At 61.8% G+C, this 17,209-nt stretch carries 19 protein-coding genes; 7 read left to right on the forward strand and 12 right to left on the reverse strand.

The window, feature by feature from the left end; genetic code table 11:
- Nucleotides 1–27 precede the first annotated feature (27 nt).
- Nucleotides 28–1,593 (forward strand): glycosyltransferase, encoded by a 1,566-nt coding sequence (locus tag ACHMW7_RS18705; protein WP_395447043.1) that lies wholly within the window; start codon nt 28–30, stop codon nt 1,591–1,593.
- Nucleotides 1,594–1,605: 12 nt separating this feature from the next.
- Here the strand turns inward: ACHMW7_RS18705 and ACHMW7_RS18710 are convergent, their stop codons facing one another.
- Nucleotides 1,606–2,214, reverse strand: coding sequence for a GDYXXLXY domain-containing protein (locus ACHMW7_RS18710; RefSeq protein ID WP_395447044.1), 609 nt, complete (start codon nt 2,212–2,214; stop codon nt 1,606–1,608).
- Entirely contained in the window at nt 2,211–3,314 is a 1,104-nt protein-coding gene (locus tag ACHMW7_RS18715; RefSeq protein ID WP_395447045.1) for a DUF2157 domain-containing protein, read from the reverse strand. The genes ACHMW7_RS18710 and ACHMW7_RS18715 overlap by 4 nt, the downstream gene beginning before the upstream one ends.
- 223 nt (nt 3,315–3,537) lie before the next feature.
- On the opposite strand from ACHMW7_RS18715, the gene ACHMW7_RS18720 reads away from it, so the two are divergent.
- The 3 genes from ACHMW7_RS18720 (at nt 3,538) to ACHMW7_RS18730 (ending at nt 4,764) form a co-directional block, all read left to right on the forward strand.
- Nucleotides 3,538–3,678, forward strand: coding sequence for a DUF1127 domain-containing protein (locus tag ACHMW7_RS18720; RefSeq protein ID WP_082496386.1), 141 nt, complete (start codon nt 3,538–3,540; stop codon nt 3,676–3,678).
- Nucleotides 3,679–3,728: 50 nt separating this feature from the next.
- Entirely contained in the window at nt 3,729–3,869 is a 141-nt protein-coding gene (locus ACHMW7_RS18725) for a DUF1127 domain-containing protein (RefSeq protein ID WP_018427695.1), read from the forward strand.
- Between the two features lie 619 nt (nt 3,870–4,488).
- Nucleotides 4,489–4,764 (forward strand): hypothetical protein, encoded by a 276-nt coding sequence (locus tag ACHMW7_RS18730; protein ID WP_395447046.1) that lies wholly within the window; start codon nt 4,489–4,491, stop codon nt 4,762–4,764.
- An 82-nt stretch (nt 4,765–4,846) separates the two neighbouring features.
- Here ACHMW7_RS18730 and ACHMW7_RS18735 read toward each other — a convergent pair whose 3' ends face one another.
- The gene (locus ACHMW7_RS18735) at nt 4,847–5,443 is read right to left on the reverse strand and encodes a hypothetical protein (RefSeq protein WP_395447047.1); all 597 of its coding nucleotides are present in this window, start codon (nt 5,441–5,443) and stop codon (nt 4,847–4,849) included.
- Between the two features lie 90 nt (nt 5,444–5,533).
- On the opposite strand from ACHMW7_RS18735, the gene trmFO reads away from it, so the two are divergent.
- Together trmFO and ACHMW7_RS18745 are read left to right on the forward strand one after the other, a co-directional pair.
- Nucleotides 5,534–6,943, forward strand: a complete 1,410-nt coding sequence (gene trmFO / locus ACHMW7_RS18740) for a methylenetetrahydrofolate--tRNA-(uracil(54)-C(5))-methyltransferase (FADH(2)-oxidizing) TrmFO (protein ID WP_395447048.1) — start codon at nt 5,534–5,536, stop codon at nt 6,941–6,943.
- Between the two features lie 13 nt (nt 6,944–6,956).
- Nucleotides 6,957–7,475, forward strand: coding sequence for a GNAT family N-acetyltransferase (locus tag ACHMW7_RS18745; protein WP_395447049.1), 519 nt, complete (start codon nt 6,957–6,959; stop codon nt 7,473–7,475).
- A gap of 15 nt (nt 7,476–7,490) precedes the next feature.
- Here the strand turns inward: ACHMW7_RS18745 and ACHMW7_RS18750 are convergent, their stop codons facing one another.
- The 6 genes from ACHMW7_RS18750 to yajC form a co-directional block, all read right to left on the reverse strand.
- Nucleotides 7,491–8,441, reverse strand: coding sequence for a sterol desaturase family protein (locus ACHMW7_RS18750; RefSeq protein WP_395447050.1), 951 nt, complete (start codon nt 8,439–8,441; stop codon nt 7,491–7,493).
- Nucleotides 8,441–8,878, reverse strand: coding sequence for a hypothetical protein (locus ACHMW7_RS18755; protein WP_395447051.1), 438 nt, complete (start codon nt 8,876–8,878; stop codon nt 8,441–8,443). Before ACHMW7_RS18755 ends, ACHMW7_RS18750 begins: the two co-directional genes overlap by 1 nt.
- A gap of 83 nt (nt 8,879–8,961) precedes the next feature.
- Nucleotides 8,962–9,762, reverse strand: coding sequence for a phytoene/squalene synthase family protein (locus ACHMW7_RS18760; RefSeq protein ID WP_395451366.1), 801 nt, complete (start codon nt 9,760–9,762; stop codon nt 8,962–8,964).
- Nucleotides 9,763–9,796: 34 nt separating this feature from the next.
- A complete protein-coding gene (locus ACHMW7_RS18765; RefSeq protein ID WP_395447052.1) occupies nt 9,797–10,186 on the reverse strand; it encodes an Mth938-like domain-containing protein in 390 nt (129 codons plus the stop codon).
- The gene (gene secDF / locus ACHMW7_RS18770) at nt 10,183–12,747 is read right to left on the reverse strand and encodes a protein translocase subunit SecDF (RefSeq protein WP_395447053.1); all 2,565 of its coding nucleotides are present in this window, start codon (nt 12,745–12,747) and stop codon (nt 10,183–10,185) included. The genes ACHMW7_RS18765 and secDF overlap by 4 nt, the downstream gene beginning before the upstream one ends.
- A 51-nt stretch (nt 12,748–12,798) precedes the next feature.
- Nucleotides 12,799–13,137 carry a preprotein translocase subunit YajC gene (gene yajC, locus ACHMW7_RS18775; RefSeq protein WP_395447054.1) on the reverse strand — a complete coding sequence of 113 codons (339 nt, stop codon included), beginning with the start codon at nt 13,135–13,137 and terminating at the stop codon, nt 12,799–12,801.
- Between the two features lie 181 nt (nt 13,138–13,318).
- Between yajC and ACHMW7_RS18780 the strand changes: the two genes are divergently transcribed.
- Nucleotides 13,319–14,191, forward strand: coding sequence for an ATP-binding protein (locus tag ACHMW7_RS18780; RefSeq protein WP_395447055.1), 873 nt, complete (start codon nt 13,319–13,321; stop codon nt 14,189–14,191).
- 142 nt (nt 14,192–14,333) lie between these two features.
- Here the strand turns inward: ACHMW7_RS18780 and ACHMW7_RS18785 are convergent, their stop codons facing one another.
- The 3 genes from ACHMW7_RS18785 to surE form a co-directional block, all read right to left on the reverse strand.
- On the reverse strand, nt 14,334–15,623 hold the full coding sequence (locus tag ACHMW7_RS18785; protein ID WP_395447056.1) for a peptidoglycan DD-metalloendopeptidase family protein: 1,290 nt from the start codon (nt 15,621–15,623) through the stop codon (nt 14,334–14,336).
- 176 nt (nt 15,624–15,799) lie between these two features.
- Nucleotides 15,800–16,453: a protein-L-isoaspartate(D-aspartate) O-methyltransferase gene (locus tag ACHMW7_RS18790; RefSeq protein WP_395447057.1), complete on the reverse strand. Its 654-nt coding sequence runs from the start codon at nt 16,451–16,453 to the stop codon at nt 15,800–15,802.
- Entirely contained in the window at nt 16,450–17,208 is a 759-nt protein-coding gene (gene surE, locus ACHMW7_RS18795; RefSeq protein ID WP_395447058.1) for a 5'/3'-nucleotidase SurE, read from the reverse strand. The genes ACHMW7_RS18790 and surE overlap by 4 nt, the downstream gene beginning before the upstream one ends.
- Nucleotide 17,209 lies beyond the last annotated feature (1 nt).

Here is a 17,209-nt window from a genome sequence, read left to right on the forward strand (position 1 = left end):
CGCATCGAGGGGTTTGATTGGCATTGAATGACAATTCCCAGAATTCTGCACCAGACGTGGAAAACCGACAGCATTCCCGAGCAATTCCTCGCCTGGTCGAAGAGTTGGGAAATACATAATCCTAGCTGGCGGCGCATCTTGTGGAGCGACAGGATGCTGCTCGACTTCGTTGCCCAATATTATCCGGATCTTCTGTCGACCTATTGCAGCTACAAGGTCGGGGTTCAGCGCGCCGACGCTGCGCGTTACATGCTGCTGCACCATTTTGGTGGCGTCTATGCCGACCTCGATTGCGAATGCGTCGCACCGTTCGACGACATGCTGGATGAGAACCGCATTGTCTTGTGCAAGGAACCTGAGCGTCATTCGGACGCCCAAACGAAGCTTCGCAATCTGCCCTATCTTCTATTCAACGGAACGATGGCCAGCCCCAAGGGCCACCCGTTCTGGCAGCACCTGCTCGCCTATCTGCCCGTCGTCAAGGATGCGCAGGATGTCCTCGACGCCACGGGTCCATGCCTGTTGACGGCGGCGCAACTGAGCTTCTCTGACCAGGCGGCATTTGCGATCCACCCGAATTCGCTTTTCAGCCCGACGGATCGCCACGGAGCATCCGCCGAAGCCACCTCGTCGACGCTGTCCATTCATCACTGGGCCGGCACATGGTGGATCAAACCCAAGCCACCGTCGTTGCTGGCGCGCTTGCGGCGGAGCTATTACCAACTTCGCCACGAACTGACCAAGGGCGCGCAGCTCGACGTGGCCGCGGCACAAGCGGCAGTGGATACAACGGTCATCAATCGCCCCCCACCTTCGGGAAACAACATCGCCATATTGGTGCCGTTGAGCGATGCCGCCGACCATATCGCTCCGTTTTTCGCCGCCTTGGCCCTGATCGAACACCCGAAGGACTGTATCAAGCTGGTGTTTTGCGAAGGCGACAGCAGCGACGGCAGTTGGGAAAGACTGAGTGAAGCGACCGCTTCGCTCAACGGATACCGCGACATCGTGCTGCTCAAGAAGGACCTTGGCATCAAGATGGAAAGAACGAAGCGTTGGAAACTCAAGCTTCAACGCAAACGCCGCTCAGCGATCGCCGCCGTGCGCAACCATCTCATCAGCCACGGCATCGATGCCAGTGACGACTGGGCGTTGTGGATCGACATCGACGTCTGGCGCTATCCGTCCGATGTCGCAACGCGCCTGATCGGTTCAGGCAGCAGGATCGTTGTTCCGAATTGCACGGTCGTGCCGGGCGGCGGCAGTTTCGACCTGAACAGCTTCGCTACCATCCGCAGACAGAAAGACTATCGCTATTATCGGGCCATCCGCGACGGGCTCTATCAGCCGCCGGCGAAGGAAAACAGCCGGCTCTATCTGAGCGACCTGCGGCACCTGGACAGGGTGAACCTCGACGGCGTCGGCGGTACGATGCTGCTCGTCGACGCAGCGCTGCATCGCGGCGGCCTCAATTTTCCCGAGATACCCTACAAGTTCCTGCTCGAGACCGAGGGCTTTGCCGCCCTTGCCAACGATCTCGGCATCGTTCCGCTCGGCCTGCCCAAGATCGAGGTGCTGCACGTTCCCTGGTAAAGGGTCAGCACTTCAATAAAGCGGCTCCTCAAACAGCATCTGATCGCCGTCCATCAGCGCCTTGATCTGGCCGCTGCCGTCCTTGGCCACCGCAACCTTGATGCCGAAGCTGCGCAATTCGGGCTCCGCGCCGGAGTTGCGCTTGCGCATCTCCTCCTCGATCGCCAGCCCCTCGCCTTCTGGCACGTAGAACCGTTCGATGCCGTAGTCGACACTGATGGTCGAACCTGGCGTCAGGCTCCACCCGTTGGAGACCTGGCCAAGCAGATCGACCTCATCATTTGGCGCGGGCGACGCTGCGGCTCCCAGCCAGGCCGACGTCGCCCGCCAAAAGCCGTCGGCATCCTTCTTCAGGCGCACGACGATTGGCCCTTCCGCAGTCGCAGCTTCGCCCTGCGGCAAGTTGGCGACCTTCTCCACCTCTATGCGCGAGATGTCATAGCCCAGCCGGACATAATCGCCGCGCAGCAGGTCGCGCGGATCGACCGGCTCGACCTTGAGCAGGACTTCCTTGCCGTCGCGCAGGATGGCCGCGCGACCAACGATCATCCAGCCGAGGAAACCGATCTGGACCAGGGCGAGTACAATGGCAGCAATGACGAGCTTGTAGCGGGACATCATGCTGCTCCTTGGACCGGCTGTGATTTCATGCGCCTTTCAATACGGATAATCGCATAGGCGAGACCGGCGAGAATTATTGCAGCTGCGAAAAAGAAGCCCGCAGTGCCGAGCATGGAGCCGACGGTCACCATGTAGATGACGGCCAGCTCGAAGGCGAAGCCGACATAGGCGATCCAGCGCAAGCCGCGGCTCTCGCGGCCGAGGAAGACGATCACAGCTGCAATGACCGCCAGCGCCACAGCAGCAGCAATGACAAAGCCTCCGTCATCGATCTGGTCGAGTTGAACCATGCCCATGCCGGAAAGAAAGCCGAGCAGCGCATGCAGCGGTAGCCGCCCGCCAAGCTGGGCAATGCGTTCCGAAGCCGCAGGCGCGAGCGCTGCAACGGCGAGAAGGGCTGCCGAGACCAATGCAAGCACCAGCCCGACCTCCAGCGACTCGTAGTGAAAGCCGAGCAGCACTGCATAAAGAATGACCGACAGCGCGATCAGATGCCGGGCAGCGCGGCTCTGCGTCCAGAACGACAGCGCCCAGAACGCGGCCATGAATGCAATGAAAAGATGCGGGAACTCCGAGCGGCGGAACAGCTCGAAGCCCTTCGTCACCAGCCATGCATCGGCGATGCCGACTGCCGCGACCGTCAACGCGTTCGAGCGCAGCGCTGCCGCGGCGATGGCTGTACCTATCGACCAGGTGACGATTGCCGCCGTCTCGTCACCGGAGAAATGATACATCTGGCCGATCAGCGCGATGGAACCGCCAAAGGCAGCGGCTCCGATCAACCACAAGGCTTCGGCAATGCCACTATTGCCGCGCTGCTTGAGCAGGGCTCCACCGACATAGCCCGCGAAGATCACGGCGAACAACGCACATACCCGCCCCGCGCGCGGTATCGCTTCCCAGTTGGCGGCGACGAGGATCAGGATCGCTGCCGCAAACAGCAATGCCGCCATCATGGCGAGGATCGAACCAAAGTTGAGCCCATTGCGCTCATTGGCCTCGACATCGCGAACAAGCGCGTCGCCGGTTGCTCGGTCAACGAGCCCGCTGTCGACCCAGCGGCCGATGTCATTCTTCACCTTGGTGGCATAGCTCGCCATATGTCGCTTCCCCCTGCCCCGGCGGCCATATCAAGGCCAAGCCGTTGTCATCATGGCGAATTTCAGATTCGGTCACAATTATGACCGAAGGCTTAACGCCCATTAATGTTGCAATGCACAAAACGCATTGCTGCCATGCGAGCATAGCGCTTCAATTTTAGGCAAGGGCATCCTATCTACGCCCCGTACACAGAAGAGAAAAGAAGACGAACGGAAAACGAAGATGAACCTGATCCGCAATTACCGCAACTGGCGCCGCTACCGTGACACTGTCTCCGAGCTGAGCCGCCTGTCGAACCGTGAACTGACCGACCTCGGCATCACCCGCAGCGACATCCACTTCGTCGCTCGCAAGGCGATCTGACCGAAGCCGATCTACCCGACCTACCTGTCCGAACCGAAAAGAGAACTAAAATGAACTTGCTCCGCACTTACCGTAACTGGCGCGCTTATCGCGAGACGGTGAACGAGCTTGGCCGTCTGTCGAACCGCCAGCTTGCCGATCTCGGCATCAATCGTGGCGAGATCCAGTCGATCGCCCGCCGCGCTATCTAATTCAGAGCTTCCGTCAGGGTCGACCTCCTCCCCGACCCGGACGGATCAGGTCAGCTTTTTCCTCCCGATAAGCTGACCACCTTAACACACCCGCCAGACCTCCTCCCCTGGCGGGTGTAGTTAGCCAGAGAGTTTCGCCCTCTTTGATTGGCGAACAGAATTCAGCCTGCGTCGACCTCCTCCCCGACAAAGGCGAATAGGTCAGCTTCTTCCTCCCGATAAGCTGACCACCAAAAACGACACCTGCCGGTCCTCCCCCGGCAGGTGTTGTTACCAGGTGCATGCCCCCGAAGATCGAAATCGATTTTCGGAAAGGATCATGCACAAGCATACGTGCCAAAGCGTCCTTTGCGCGTCCGAACGCGCAGCGCTGTAGAGAGCTTCGCCCTCTTTGACTGGCGAACAGAATTCAGCCTGCGCCGACCTCCTCCCCGGCAAAGGCGAATAGGTCAGCTTCTTCCTCCCGATAAGCTGACCACCAAACACGACACCCGCCGGTCCTCCCCCGGCGGGTGTTGTCGTTTTGGAGCCTGTCAGGCCTTTGCCACCATTAGGTACTCAGCTGCCTAGGCCTACCACGACCTCTTTTGCTTTGGCATCTTGTGCCTAGCCGTAGCGCTTGATCGCAAATCCGCCTTTTGCGATGGGCGCGGATGACAAGGACCGGTTGGACAATTGCGAACAATGCGTCGGCGTCGGGGCCATACATGTACAAGCGGCATTCACCTCCGCCGTATTCATCACCGTCGAACTCGCCAACGGATTCCTTCTTGATAACGCGGTCCAGTTCATCGCCAAGTGCGTTAAGCACTTGCCGCTCTCGCTCGGATTCAAAAGGAACGTCAGTGAGCGGGATATGAACGATAACTGCCTGTTCTTCAGCCATCGTCTTTGAGGTGTTCACTACCGTCGCTAGCGCGGTGACCGCGAGCACAACGACGGTAGCTTTCCAACTGGACATCCCGCCCTCCCAATACCTAGTTCAGCGCGCCGCTTTCCAGCACGCCGCGTGACTTCCAGTCGCCGAGCCGAATGATGTCGGGCGCGCCACCCATCGGCGCATACCAGGAATCGACCACCCATCTTACGCCGTCGGGTGCCCGGATCACCGCCGTCCAGTGGGGATAACGACCATCAAGCAGGAAACCCCTGGAGTCCCTTGCCACAACCTCATGGTGCTTGAGCAGGCCTCGACCTGCGAGATAGCGCAACAGCGCATCGGTGTTGGTCGATTCATCGACGCAATCCATTTGCCCTTTCACCTTCGAAGCGCCGAACTCCGAGCGTGGCAGGTCGCGCACGCCGGTCACCTGCTGGGCCCGTTTCTCGAAATAGCTGACCGCCCTGGCGATCGCCTTGCGCTCGGCTTCTGGTGAGGCGCGGCCAGCTGCCAGGAGCGCTGCGAATTTGCTGTCGTCGCCGGGGCCGAAAACGAGTCGGGATCGAAATGCACAGCCATAGCCATGACAGATGTCGATGGACCTTGCCGGCGCAGCAGCGGCACGGTCCGTGACTAGACCGCCAACCATGATGCAAACGAGGCCGGCAAACAGGGTGATCGAACGTCTCGTCATGGCTACATCCTAGTGACTGTCCCGCATCTGTCGCAACCCGCAAGCTGCCCAATCGTTGCATTCCCCTGGCCAAGGGATTATTCCGGCGCGATGAGCACAAAACCTATTCACATCGTCGGCGGCGGCCTCGCCGGATCGGAAGCAGCATGGCAGGTGGCTTCGGCCGGCGTGCCGGTCATCCTGCATGAAATGCGCGGGGTACGCGGCACCGACGCGCACAAGACCGACAGCCTGGCAGAGCTTGTCTGTTCCAACTCATTCCGTTCGGACGACGCCGAAACCAACGCGGTCGGCCTGCTGCACGCCGAGATGCGGCTGGCCGGTTCGCTGATCATGAGTGCGGGCGACGCCAACCAGGTTCCGGCCGGCGGCGCGCTCGCTGTCGACCGCGACGGTTTTTCCAACGCCGTCACCGCCAGGCTCGAGGCCCATCCGCTGATCACTATCGTCCGCGAGGAGGTCACCGGCCTGCCGCCTGAGGACTGGGACCAGGCGATCATCGCCACCGGCCCACTCACCGCACCTTCACTGGCCGACGCCATCGCCGCCAGCACCGGTGCCGACGCGCTCGCCTTCTTCGACGCGATCGCCCCGATCATCCATTTCGACAGCATCGACATGAATGTCTGCTGGTTCCAGTCGCGCTACGACAAGGTCGGCCCAGGCGGCACCGGCAAGGACTACATCAACTGCCCGATGGACAAGGAGCAGTACGACAGCTTCGTCCAGGCGCTGCTCGACGGCCAGAAGACCGAGTTCAAGCAATGGGAAGGCACGCCCTATTTCGACGGCTGCCTGCCGATCGAGGTGATGGCCGAGCGTGGCCGCGAGACCTTGCGCCACGGCCCGATGAAGCCGATGGGCCTGACCAACGCCCATAATCCGACGGTGAAAGCCTATGCGGTTGTCCAGCTGCGTCAGGACAATGCACTTGGCACGCTCTACAACATGGTCGGATTCCAGACCAAGCTGAAGCATGGCGAGCAGGTTGACGTGCTGCGCATGATTCCCGGCCTCGAGAACGCCGAGTTTGCCCGCCTCGGCGGCTTGCACCGCAACACCTACCTCAATTCGCCGACACTGCTCGACCCGACGCTACAGCTCAAGACGCGGCCGGGCCTGCGTTTCGCCGGCCAGATCACCGGTTGCGAGGGTTATGTCGAAAGTGCCGCCATCGGCCTGCTTGCCGGCCGCTTCGCCGCTGCCGAGCGCCTCGGCCAGGCGATCAGCGCGCCGCCGGTGACCACCGCCTTCGGCGCTTTGCTCAATCACATTACGGGCGGCCACATCGTTTCCGACGATGAGCCGGGCAAACGCTCGTTCCAGCCGATGAACGTCAATTTCGGCCTGTTTCCGATCATGGAAGCCCCCAAGGTCGAAGGCAAACGCCTGCGCGGCAAGGAAAAGACAGTCGCCAAGAAAAAGGCGATGACGGCACGCGCGCTTGTCGATTGCCGCGCCTGGCTCGGCATCGCCGAAGCGGCACAAGCGGCGGAATAGAACAGGGCAGAAGATGGCTCCTCCCGAGACCGAGCGTCTGATCTTGAGGGAGATGCAACCGGAGGATTCGGCGGCGATCCTGGCGATCTTCGCCGACGACTATGCCCGACGCTTCTATCCTGAGATGACGACCGAAAGTGCTGCGGGCGAATGGATCGCAAGGAACTGTGACCGGTACCAGCGCGACGGATTCGGGCTGTGGGCAATCATCGACAAGGCGAGCGGTGCGCTGATCGGCGATTGCGGTCCGACCTGGCAGGATATCGGCGGCCCTCGGGCGCTCGAAATCGGCTATCATGTTGCACCGGCCTGGCGCGGCCGCGGCATCGCGCTTGAAGCCGCGCGCGCGGCGATTGCGTTCGGTTTTGCCGCAACGGACGAAAAGGAAATCGGCTCGATCGTCGCGCCGGACAATGTCGCCTCGGCAAGCGTTGCTCGACGGCTGCATCGCGACATGCGCTCCTACGTCAACGCCCGCGGCCTAGAGCGCTTTTTCTTCTTCACCCGACGCGACCAACACGCATCCACATAACACCTGCCAGCGAACTCATTCGCCCGGAATGGGCTGCCCCCCTGGCAGCCCAGGCTTGCCCGCTTCGCCAGGATTGCGCCTGACATAGGCGGCCTTCAGGCTCGCCGAGGTCTCGCGCGAACCGTCATGGCTCCAGCCCGGCGGCATGAACAGATAGCCCAGGCGCTGGCGGACGCTGAGCCCAGGCGCCAGCGCATCCCTGAACATGCCGATCCATTCGTGGAAGGCGACGCGAAGTGGATTGAAGGTGCCGATATTGTGGACGATGCCGTAGCGCGGCAGGTCCTCTTCGCGCTCCTCGACGAAGGTGCCGAATATGCGGTCCCAGATGATCAGCGTGCCGGCAAAATTGGCATCGAGATAGCGCGGGTTGGTGGCGTGATGCACCCGGTGATGCGACGGCGTGTTGAAGATGAACTCGACCCAGCGCCACATCCTGCCGATTGTCTCGGTGTGGATCCAGAATTGCCAGACGAGATTGAAGCCGTAGACGAAAGCGATGACGGCGGGATGGAAGCCGAGCAGCACCAGCGGCACCTGCAGGATGAACATGCCGGTGAACAGCCCGGTCCAACTCTGCCGCAACGCGGTGGACAGGTTGTAGTGCTGGCTGGAATGGTGGTTTATGTGCTCCGCCCAGACCCAGCGCACGCGGTGGGCGATGCGATGATACCAGTAGTAGCGCAGGTCATCGAGCAGGAAGGCCGTCACGAAGACCCAGATCGACAAGCCGAGATCAAAGAACCTGTATTGCCAGACCCAGAGCAGCGCCCAATAAGACAGCACCCCGAGCAATAGCCCGGCGACGACATTCCCGGTACCCATCATCAGGCTGGTCAGCGTGTCGCGCGTTTCGAAAGCGCCTTTGGCGCGGCCGGTTCGGACCAGCCAAAGCTCGATCAGGATCGCGACCACGAAGAACGGAATCGCAAGTTCCGTGACCTTGGGAAAATCATAGCTCTCCATCAGGCTTGCCTCCTAGCGCCTATGGCGCCCCCATTTCCTGAAAGCGTCGCCGCAAGGACACCCGCCGCCTCGTCGCCGGTAAAGCGGAAATCGCCGCCCTTCCAGGTGAAGTCGTGCAGCCTGAGCGACAAGGTTCGTTCATCGGGGGCATGCAGGGCCATGACATCAGCACTGGCAACGATGCGGGTCAGGAACTTGTCACCGATGCCGTGCACGACGCCGACAGCTCCATCGCCGAGCAGCAGGAAGGCCGTGCCTTTGTCTTCGGTCACGAATACCGTGCGGACCGTCGCTTCCGGATAGTCGGTGGCAAATCGCTGGCGCGCCTGGTCGGTTCCAGGTAATCGCGCCTGTGCGCTGCCGCCGCTGAGATGTACGGCGGCGACCACAGCCGATATGCCGATGACGACCATCGCCAGCAGAACTGGCAGGCTCATGATAACAAATGTCCTCCCGAAACCGCCCACTGGGGCGATTTCTTCGGCAGACTAGCATCGTTGACGTTTACGTCAACGACAGTCTAGCGCCACCCGCGGGAAGCGGTCGCGACCATGGTAAGATGCTTGCGCAGCGAGGACATGCCATCCTTGCCGCGCTCGACCCGGTCGAGATAGGCAGGCGTAAGCGACACCGGCAGGAAGGCCGGCCGCAAGGATTGCGGCAACGCCTTGGCGTGCCGCTCGAAGGCGCCGAGATGTTCGCGCGCCAGGGCAATCATCGCCTGAACCGCAACCGCTGATCTCGCATCTCCGCCGCCGGCGACAAATTCTTCCGGCGTCAGGCCAGCAGCAGCCAGGATGTCCTTCGGCACGTAGCATTGGCCGCGCGCACGATGCTTCGGTAGCAGGCGCAGCAATCCCGATATCGCCTGGGCGCAGCCGGCATGACCGGAAAGCTCGGCGTGTTTCGGCGCCTCTGGCGCATCGAGCACAAGTGCCGCCAGCTGGATCAGGGCAGAGGCGGTCTCGCCGCAATAACCCTCGAGATCGGTGCGCGACGGCATCGGGTCGTCATAGAGGTCGAAGATGCGAGCCTCGAGATAGTTGTCGAAAGCCGCGACCGGCAAACGGTAGGTCTCGATCGCCGCCATCAAGGCAGTGGCGACAGGATGCCCGGCGCCAGCTTCCCTGTCCCCTGAAGCGATAACATCGCGCCACCATTGTAGCCTGATCTCACCGGGCATCGGTTCGCTGACGCGATCGCGGATGGCCGATATCTCGGCATTGAAGGCGTAGAGCGCAAGAAGTGCCGGGCGTTTGTCGTCCGGCGCATAGAGTGCGGCGAGATAGCGGTCGCGGTCGGCAACACGCACCGCATCCATCAGGGCCTTCGCCGGGTCGCTGCTCGTGCGCACGTCAGTCGACAGCGATGAAGGCTGCCGCAACAGCGCGGTCTTCGGCGAGCAAAACGTTGTAGGTACGCACAGCCGCCCCCGTCGACATCGGGTCGGCCGAAATCCTGGCCGCCTTAAGCGCTGTGCGCAGTCCTTCCGGCAACCGGCGCAATTCCTTGCCCATGCCAACGAGCAGAATCTCCACGTCGCCGGCCTCGGCGAACAACCGGTCGAAATCCGCAGGCTGAAGCGCCAGCGGGTCAACAGGCTGCCAACCATAGATGCCCGATGGCAGGCACAGGATCGATCCGCGATGCGACATGTCAGCGAAGCGGAAGCCGCCGTCACCATAAGCGTCGACGGGCGCCCGTCCGGGGAAATGCGCCTCGCGAATGACCAGTCCTGCCATCACTTGCGACTGGACGGCTGGGCGCCAGTCGGCACCGCCAGCTTGCCCTTGTCCTCGGACTCGAAACCTTCAGGCCGCAGCCTGAACAGGATGAGCAGCGGACCAGCGACGAAGATCGACGAATAGGTGCCGACCACGATGCCGAAGATCATTGCCAGCGTGAACGACTGGATGACCTCGCCACCAAACAGGTAGAGCGAAATCAAAGCGAGCAGCGTCGTCACGCCGGTCAGCACGGTACGCGACAGCGTCTGGTTCATCGACAGATCGAGCAATTGCTCGATCGGCATCTTCTTGTACTTGCGCAGATTTTCCCGGACGCGGTCGTAGACGACGACGGTATCGTTGATCGAGTAACCGACGATTGTCAGGATCGCTGCGATACTGGTCAGGTTGAACTCGATGCCCGTGATGACATAGAGGCCGATCATCATGGTCACGTCGTGAATGGTGGCCAGGATCGCGCCGATGCCGAACTGCCACTCGAAGCGGAACCAGATGTAGATCAGCATCGCCAGCATGGCTGACACCACACCGAGCGTTCCGTAGAAGGCGAGTTCGCTCGATACCGTCGGTCCGACCGATTCGACACGGCGGAAATCGTAATCGTTGGCGAGTTCGCCGCGCACCTTCTCAACCACGCTCTGCTCGGCATTGTCGCCGGCCTTCTGGCCCTCAACCCGGATCAGCAAGGTGTTTGCCGCACCGAACTCCTGGACCTGAACGTCGCCGATATTGAGTTCGCTCAACCGTGCACGCACTTCGGACGAGCTTGCCTCGCCGCTCTTGGCCTGGACTTCCAGGCTGGTGCCGCCCTTGAAGTCGATGCCGTAGTTCATCTCGACGGTGAAAAACAAGGTCATTGCCGCAACCGACGCCGCTGCAGACAGCGTGAATGCGTAGCGGCGCAAGGCCATGAACGAGTATTTGGTGTTGTCGGGAACAAAGCGGATCAAACCCTTGGGCAGTTCCTTGGGCTTGGCGCGGCGCAGCCAGATCGAAACCAGCCAGCGGGTCAGCGTGAAGGCGGTGAACACCGTCGTCACGATACCGATGGCGAGCGTCACGGCAAAGCCGCGGACCGGGCCCGAGCCAAGAAAGAACAGGATGATCGCGGCGATGAAGGTGGTGAAGTTGGCGTCGACGATGGTCGCCAGCGCTCGCGAGAAGCCTGAATCGAGCGACTGCACGAGCGAGCGGCCAAGTTGCCGCTCTTCACGCACGCGTTCGTAGATGATGACGTTGGAGTCCACGGCCATGCCGACGGTCAAGACGATGCCGGCGATGCCGGGCATCGTCAGCGTCGCACCGAGTATGGAGAGGATGGCGATGATCAGCGCCACGTTTGCGGCCAGCGCGATATTGGCGATGATGCCAAGCGTGCCATATGCGACCAGCATGAAGCCAACGACGAGGATACCAGCGATCAGCGAGGCGAACTTGCCGGCGGCGATCGAGTCGGCGCCAAGGCTTGGGCCAACGGTACGCTCTTCAACGATGGTCAGATCCGCAGGCAGTGCGCCGGCGCGCAGCAGCACGGCAAGATCGTTGGCACTTTCGGCGGTGAAGCTGCCGGAAATCTGGCCCGAACCGCCAAGGATCGGCTCGTTGATCCGCGGTGCCGAAATCACCTGGTTGTCGAGGATGATGGCAAACAGCCGCCCGACGCCCTGCTGGGTCGCCTGGCCGAAGCGCGATGCGCCCTTGCCGTCAAAACGGAAGGAAACGACCGCTTCGCTGGTGCGCTGGTCAAAGGTCGCCTGAGCATCGGTGAGGTTTTCACCCGACACGATGACGCGGTTTTCGATCAGGTAGGGAACCGGCGGATCGTCCTGCGAATACATGATGGTCGAGCCTGCCGGCGGGCGGCCCTGCAAGGCCTCTTGCGGCGACATCGACTGGTCGACCATCTGGAAGGTCAGCTTGGCGGTCTTGCCAAGGATCTCCTTGAGACGGGTCGGGTCCTGAAGACCCGGAACCTGGACGAGGATACGGTCGGCGCCGGCGCGCTGGATGATTGGCTCGGTGGTGCCAAGTTCGTTGACGCGGCGGCCGATGACTTCAATCGACTGGGTGACCGCGTTGTTGACGCGGTAGTCAATGCCGGCATCGGTCAGCGTGTAGCGCAGAAGCCCGACCTCGGGCTCCTCCAGTGCGAGTTCGCTCACCGAACCGGTGCCGAACATGCTCGAGGAGATCGGCGACACGAGTGCGGCGAGCGCCTTTTTGGCTGCCTCCAGCTCGTTCGGATCGGTGATGCGGACCTGTATTGTGGTGCCCGTGCCGGTGAGACCGGTGTAGCCGATCTTGGCGTCGCGCAGCAGGGTGCGGATGTCGTCGCGGGTCGCCTGCAGCCGCTCGTCGACGAGGTCCTGCCTGTCGATCGAAAGCAGGATGTGCGAACCGCCCTGCAGGTCGAGGCCAAGCGTCAGCGCGCGCTTGGGAAACCATCCCGGAAGGGAATCGAGCTGAGACTGGGTCAGCATGTTCGGGATGGTGAAGATCACCCCGAGGAGCACGACGGCCCAGATCGAGAGTGTCTTCCAGCGCGAGAAATAGAGCATATGGCCTCGTCCGTTAAGGCTTGAAAGCGGTGCGTTTGGCCTCGCCTACGGTTATTTCTTGGCGTTCTGGTTGGCGATCGGCTCGCCCTTGACCCGAACATCGGAAATCGTCGCACGCAGCGCCGTCACCTTGAGACCGTTGCCCAGATCGATCTCGAGTTCATGGTCGTCGATGACCTTGCTCACCTTGCCGACGAAGCCACCGCCGGTGACGACCGTATCGCCGCGGCGGATCGCCGACAGCATCTCGCCACGCTTCTTGAGCTGGGTGCGCTGCGGACGAATGATCAGAAAATACATGACCACGAAGATCAGCACAAACGGCAAAATGCTGACGAGAACGTCGGGCGTTGCTCCGGTGGCCTGTGCGTATGCCGGCGTGACGAACATGAATGTCTCCTGAGAAAGTATCGGGATACCGCACATCGGGACCCCGGAAATGTGCGCGGAATATAGTCGCTCATACCACCAATGCAACTACGCTTGGCCCAAGCAGCGGCGCTTTTCCGCGCAATTTGAGCGTGTTACAGCGTCGCGCACAGCTAATATCTAGAGACTGACGGGATTGGCCATGGAAAAGACCATCGAAGCGCTCAACTCCAAACTGGATCTTCTGATCGCTGCGGTCGCCAGGCTTGCGCCGCCGTCCGCGCCTGAAACCGATATCGACAGCGCCGACTGCTATGTCTGGGCGGCGGATCCCGGCTTTCTTGAGCCCGTTCACCGGGTCAACCGCGTTGACATCGGCCTGATCAAGGGCGTCGACCGGGTCCGCGACATCCTCGTCGACAACACCGAGCGGTTCGCTTCCGGCCTGCCGGCCAACAACGTCTTGTTGTGGGGCGCACGCGGCATGGGCAAGTCGTCGCTGGTCAAGGCTGCCCACGCCACGATCAATGCCTCGGCCAAGACGACAACGCCGCTCAAGCTGATCGAGATCCACCGCGAGGATATCGACACGCTGCCGAAACTGATGAACCTGCTCAAGGCAGCGCCTTATCGCTTCATCCTGTTTTGCGACGACCTGTCGTTCGACCATGACGACACCTCCTACAAGTCGCTCAAGGCAGCGCTCGAAGGCGGCGTCGAAGGCCGGCCAGGCAATGTCATCTTCTACGCAACGTCGAACCGCAGGCACCTTTTGCCGCGCGACATGATCGACAATGAGCGCTCGACCGCCATCAACCCGTCCGAGGCGGTCGAGGAAAAGGTCTCCTTGTCCGACCGTTTCGGCCTGTGGCTCGGCTTCCACAAATGCTCGCAGGACGAATATCTCGACATGGTCAACGGCTATGCCCGCTACCATGGCTTCGATGGAGATGCCGAAACCTTGCGTGCCGAGGCACTGGAATGGGCAACGACGCGCGGCAGCCGCTCGGGCCGGGTCGCCTGGCAGTTCATCCAGGACCTTGCGGGCCGCCTCGGCAAGCCGCTCAAAGACTGAGCACCCGCCAAAACGAAAACGCCCGCCCCTGGTCGGGACGGGCTGATATGGCGGGGCTGGTGGAGGTCAGATGACCCGCTGCCGCATCGGCCCGAAAATCCCATTCGATTTTCGGAAAGCACGATGCGCAAACTAAAATCGACTATTCCAGATAGCCGCTCGGATCGACCGGCGTGGAATTCTTGCGCACTTCGAAGTGCAGCTTCGGTGCATCGGTGGAACCGCTCATGCCCGACAGCGCGATCTCGTCGCCACGCTTGACCTTCTGGCCGCGCTGGACCTTGAGTGAGCTGGCGTGACCATAGACGGTGACGAGGCCATTCTCATGGCGCACCAGAACGGTGTTGCCGAATTCCTTGAGCCCGTCGCCGGCATAGATGACGACGCCGTTTTCGGCGGCCTTCACCGGCGTGCCTTCCGGCACCGAAATGTCGATGCCATCGTTCGATTTACCGCCGCCCTTGCCGTAGTTGGCAACGACCCGGCCGCGCACCGGCCAGCGCATGCGGTCGATGCCGGTGGCATTCGGCGCGGCTTCAGCCGTTTCCTCGGCCTGCTGTACCAGCTTGTCCTTCTTCGGTGGCGTGTAAGCCGCGACAGCGGGCGCGTCGGCAGCAGGCTTGGCTGCTCCAGCACTGGGCTTCGGTGCGGCAGTGGCAGCCGTCGCGGTCACCACCGGATCGACAGCCGGAGCCGCCTTGGCAACCGTCGAGGTCGCACCTGCACCAGGTACCTTCAAAGACTGGCCGATGCGGATGCGGCCGTCCTGCAGGCCGTTGGCTTCCTTGAGCGCCGCGGTCGTGACACCGAGCTTCTTGGCGATGCGGTTGAGCGTATCGCCTTCGACGACCTTGTAGCCGCCGCCGGCACCCGCCGGCTTGGCATTGCTGTCAGTCGGCGAACCGAGCTGCGCGCTTGCGGTTTCCTTGGTCTTGGGCTGCTGCGGCAGCACCGCGACCTTGTCACTCGGCAAGGTCGCAGGCAGCTGCTTCTTGCCGGGCAGCTTGAGCGTGTTCTGATCTGCCGTCACCGGCTGAGCAACCGTTCCGGTCGTGGTGCGGTCGACAGCAGGTGCCAGCGCGGGAGCTTGCGCCGTCTGGACAGGTGCCGGAGCAAGCGCCGGAGCCTGAGCGACAGGTGCAGGCAGAGGCTGCGACGACACCGGCTGAAGACTGCCGCGACTGACCGAACCGGCATTGGCCGAGGCGACTGGCGCAGCCATCTGGGCATCACCAGGGAACGGCTGCTGCTGTGGCTGCTGATTGATGATTGATCGCTGGTTCGGCGTCGATGCGGTGAAGATGTCGTCGACACCACCGCCGCCGAAACGTGACACTCCGGAACTGCACCCTGCTGCCATGCCGGCAACCAGCAGAACGGCGCCGCCGCGCGCCAGAGAGCGATTATTAGCCTTCAAAATACTGAAACGCATCGCACTGACCCGCGCTTTACCCGATACCAACTAGGCTTGATTAAAGCGCGTTAATGTTACTGGTCGGTTAAGAGGATCAAATAAATCAAACGCTTCGCCAGCCAAGCCGACGCGTCCGCCGAGGCAGGCAAAAACCCCGGCTCGCGCAAGTTGCTGTGACAGTTTGTGAGACTGGCCTAGATGACGGCCGCAACGCCGCGGGCAAGCGGCTGTAGGCGCACGACGCCAATGTCTTCGCGTTCGAAGCGGCTGCCGATCTTGGTCAGCTTGCACAGCACCTGCTCGCCCTCTTCCGGTCCGATTGGCGCGATCATCGTACCGCCGCTCGACAACTGGTCGACGAACATGCGCGGATAGCTGTCGAAGGCAGCCCAGACCACGATGCGGTCAAACGGCCCTTCGCCCGGCAACCCGTTCGAACCGTCAGCCTGGCGGACATGCGCATTGCCAAGGCCGAGCATCTCGAAGCGCTGGCGCGCCTGCTCGGTCAGCGTCTTGAACCGCTCGACGGTGACGACGCGGCCGGCGAGCCGTGCCATGACGGCCGCCGTGTAGCCAGAACCGGTGCCGACTTCGAGCACGCGGTTGCCCGCCTCGATGTTGAGCGCCGAGATGACGGCCGCCTGGAGATCGGCTCCCTCGATCGCCTCGCCGCACTCGATCGGCAGCATGCGGTCCGACCAGGCGATGGAATGGAACTGGCCGGCGATGAAATCACGCCTGGGCGTCGCCTCGAAGGCGGCGATCAGGTTTTTCGGAACGATGCCGCGCCCACGCAGGCGAAGAAGAAAGGCGGCGAAGCCTTCACGGTCGTCCGGCATCATGTTCATGCAATTGCCTTGGCCAATTGGTCGCGCAGTTCATGCGCTGTCATGTCGAGCTTGAGCGGTGTGACTGAAATCTGCTTGTTGCGCACGGCGTGCAGATCGGTGCCCGGCTTCACCACCGGCTCGTCGCGACCGAAGCGCAGCCAGTAGTACGGCAGGCTGCGGCCATCGCGGCGTTCCTCGACCCAGATGCCGTAGGCCAGCTTGCCCTGGCTCGCCACGACAGGTCCGGTGACCTCTTCCGGCGGGCAATTGGGGAAGTTGACATTGAGCAAAACGCCGATCGGCAATTCGGTTGCGATCAGCTTGCGCAGCAGCGCGGGTGCCAACGCTTCGGCCGTTTGGTAAGGCACGATGCGCTCGTCATTTTCATAAATGTAGGCCTGGCTGAGCGCGATCGAACGGATGCCGATCAGCGCTCCTTCCATCGCACCGGCCACGGTTCCCGAATAGGTCACGTCGTCGGCGACATTCAGCCCGGAATTGATCCCCGAAAGAATCAGATCAGGTGGCTCCGGCAGGATCTTGCGTGCGCCCATGATGACACAGTCGGTCGGCGTGCCATTCACCGCGTAGTGTTTTTCACTGATCTTGCGCAGCCTGAGCGGCTCGGAGATCGACAGCGAGTGCGCATAGCCAGACTGGTCCGTCTCCGGCGCCACAACCCAGACATCGTCCGAAAGCTGGTTGGCGATCCGCTCCAGGACAGCAAGGCCTTCGGCGTGGATGCCGTCGTCGTTGGTCAGCAGAATGCGCATG

The organism is Aminobacter sp. UC22_36 (genome assembly GCF_044056035.1).
In the GTDB taxonomy this organism is placed as follows: Bacteria; Pseudomonadota; Alphaproteobacteria; order Rhizobiales; family Rhizobiaceae; genus Aminobacter.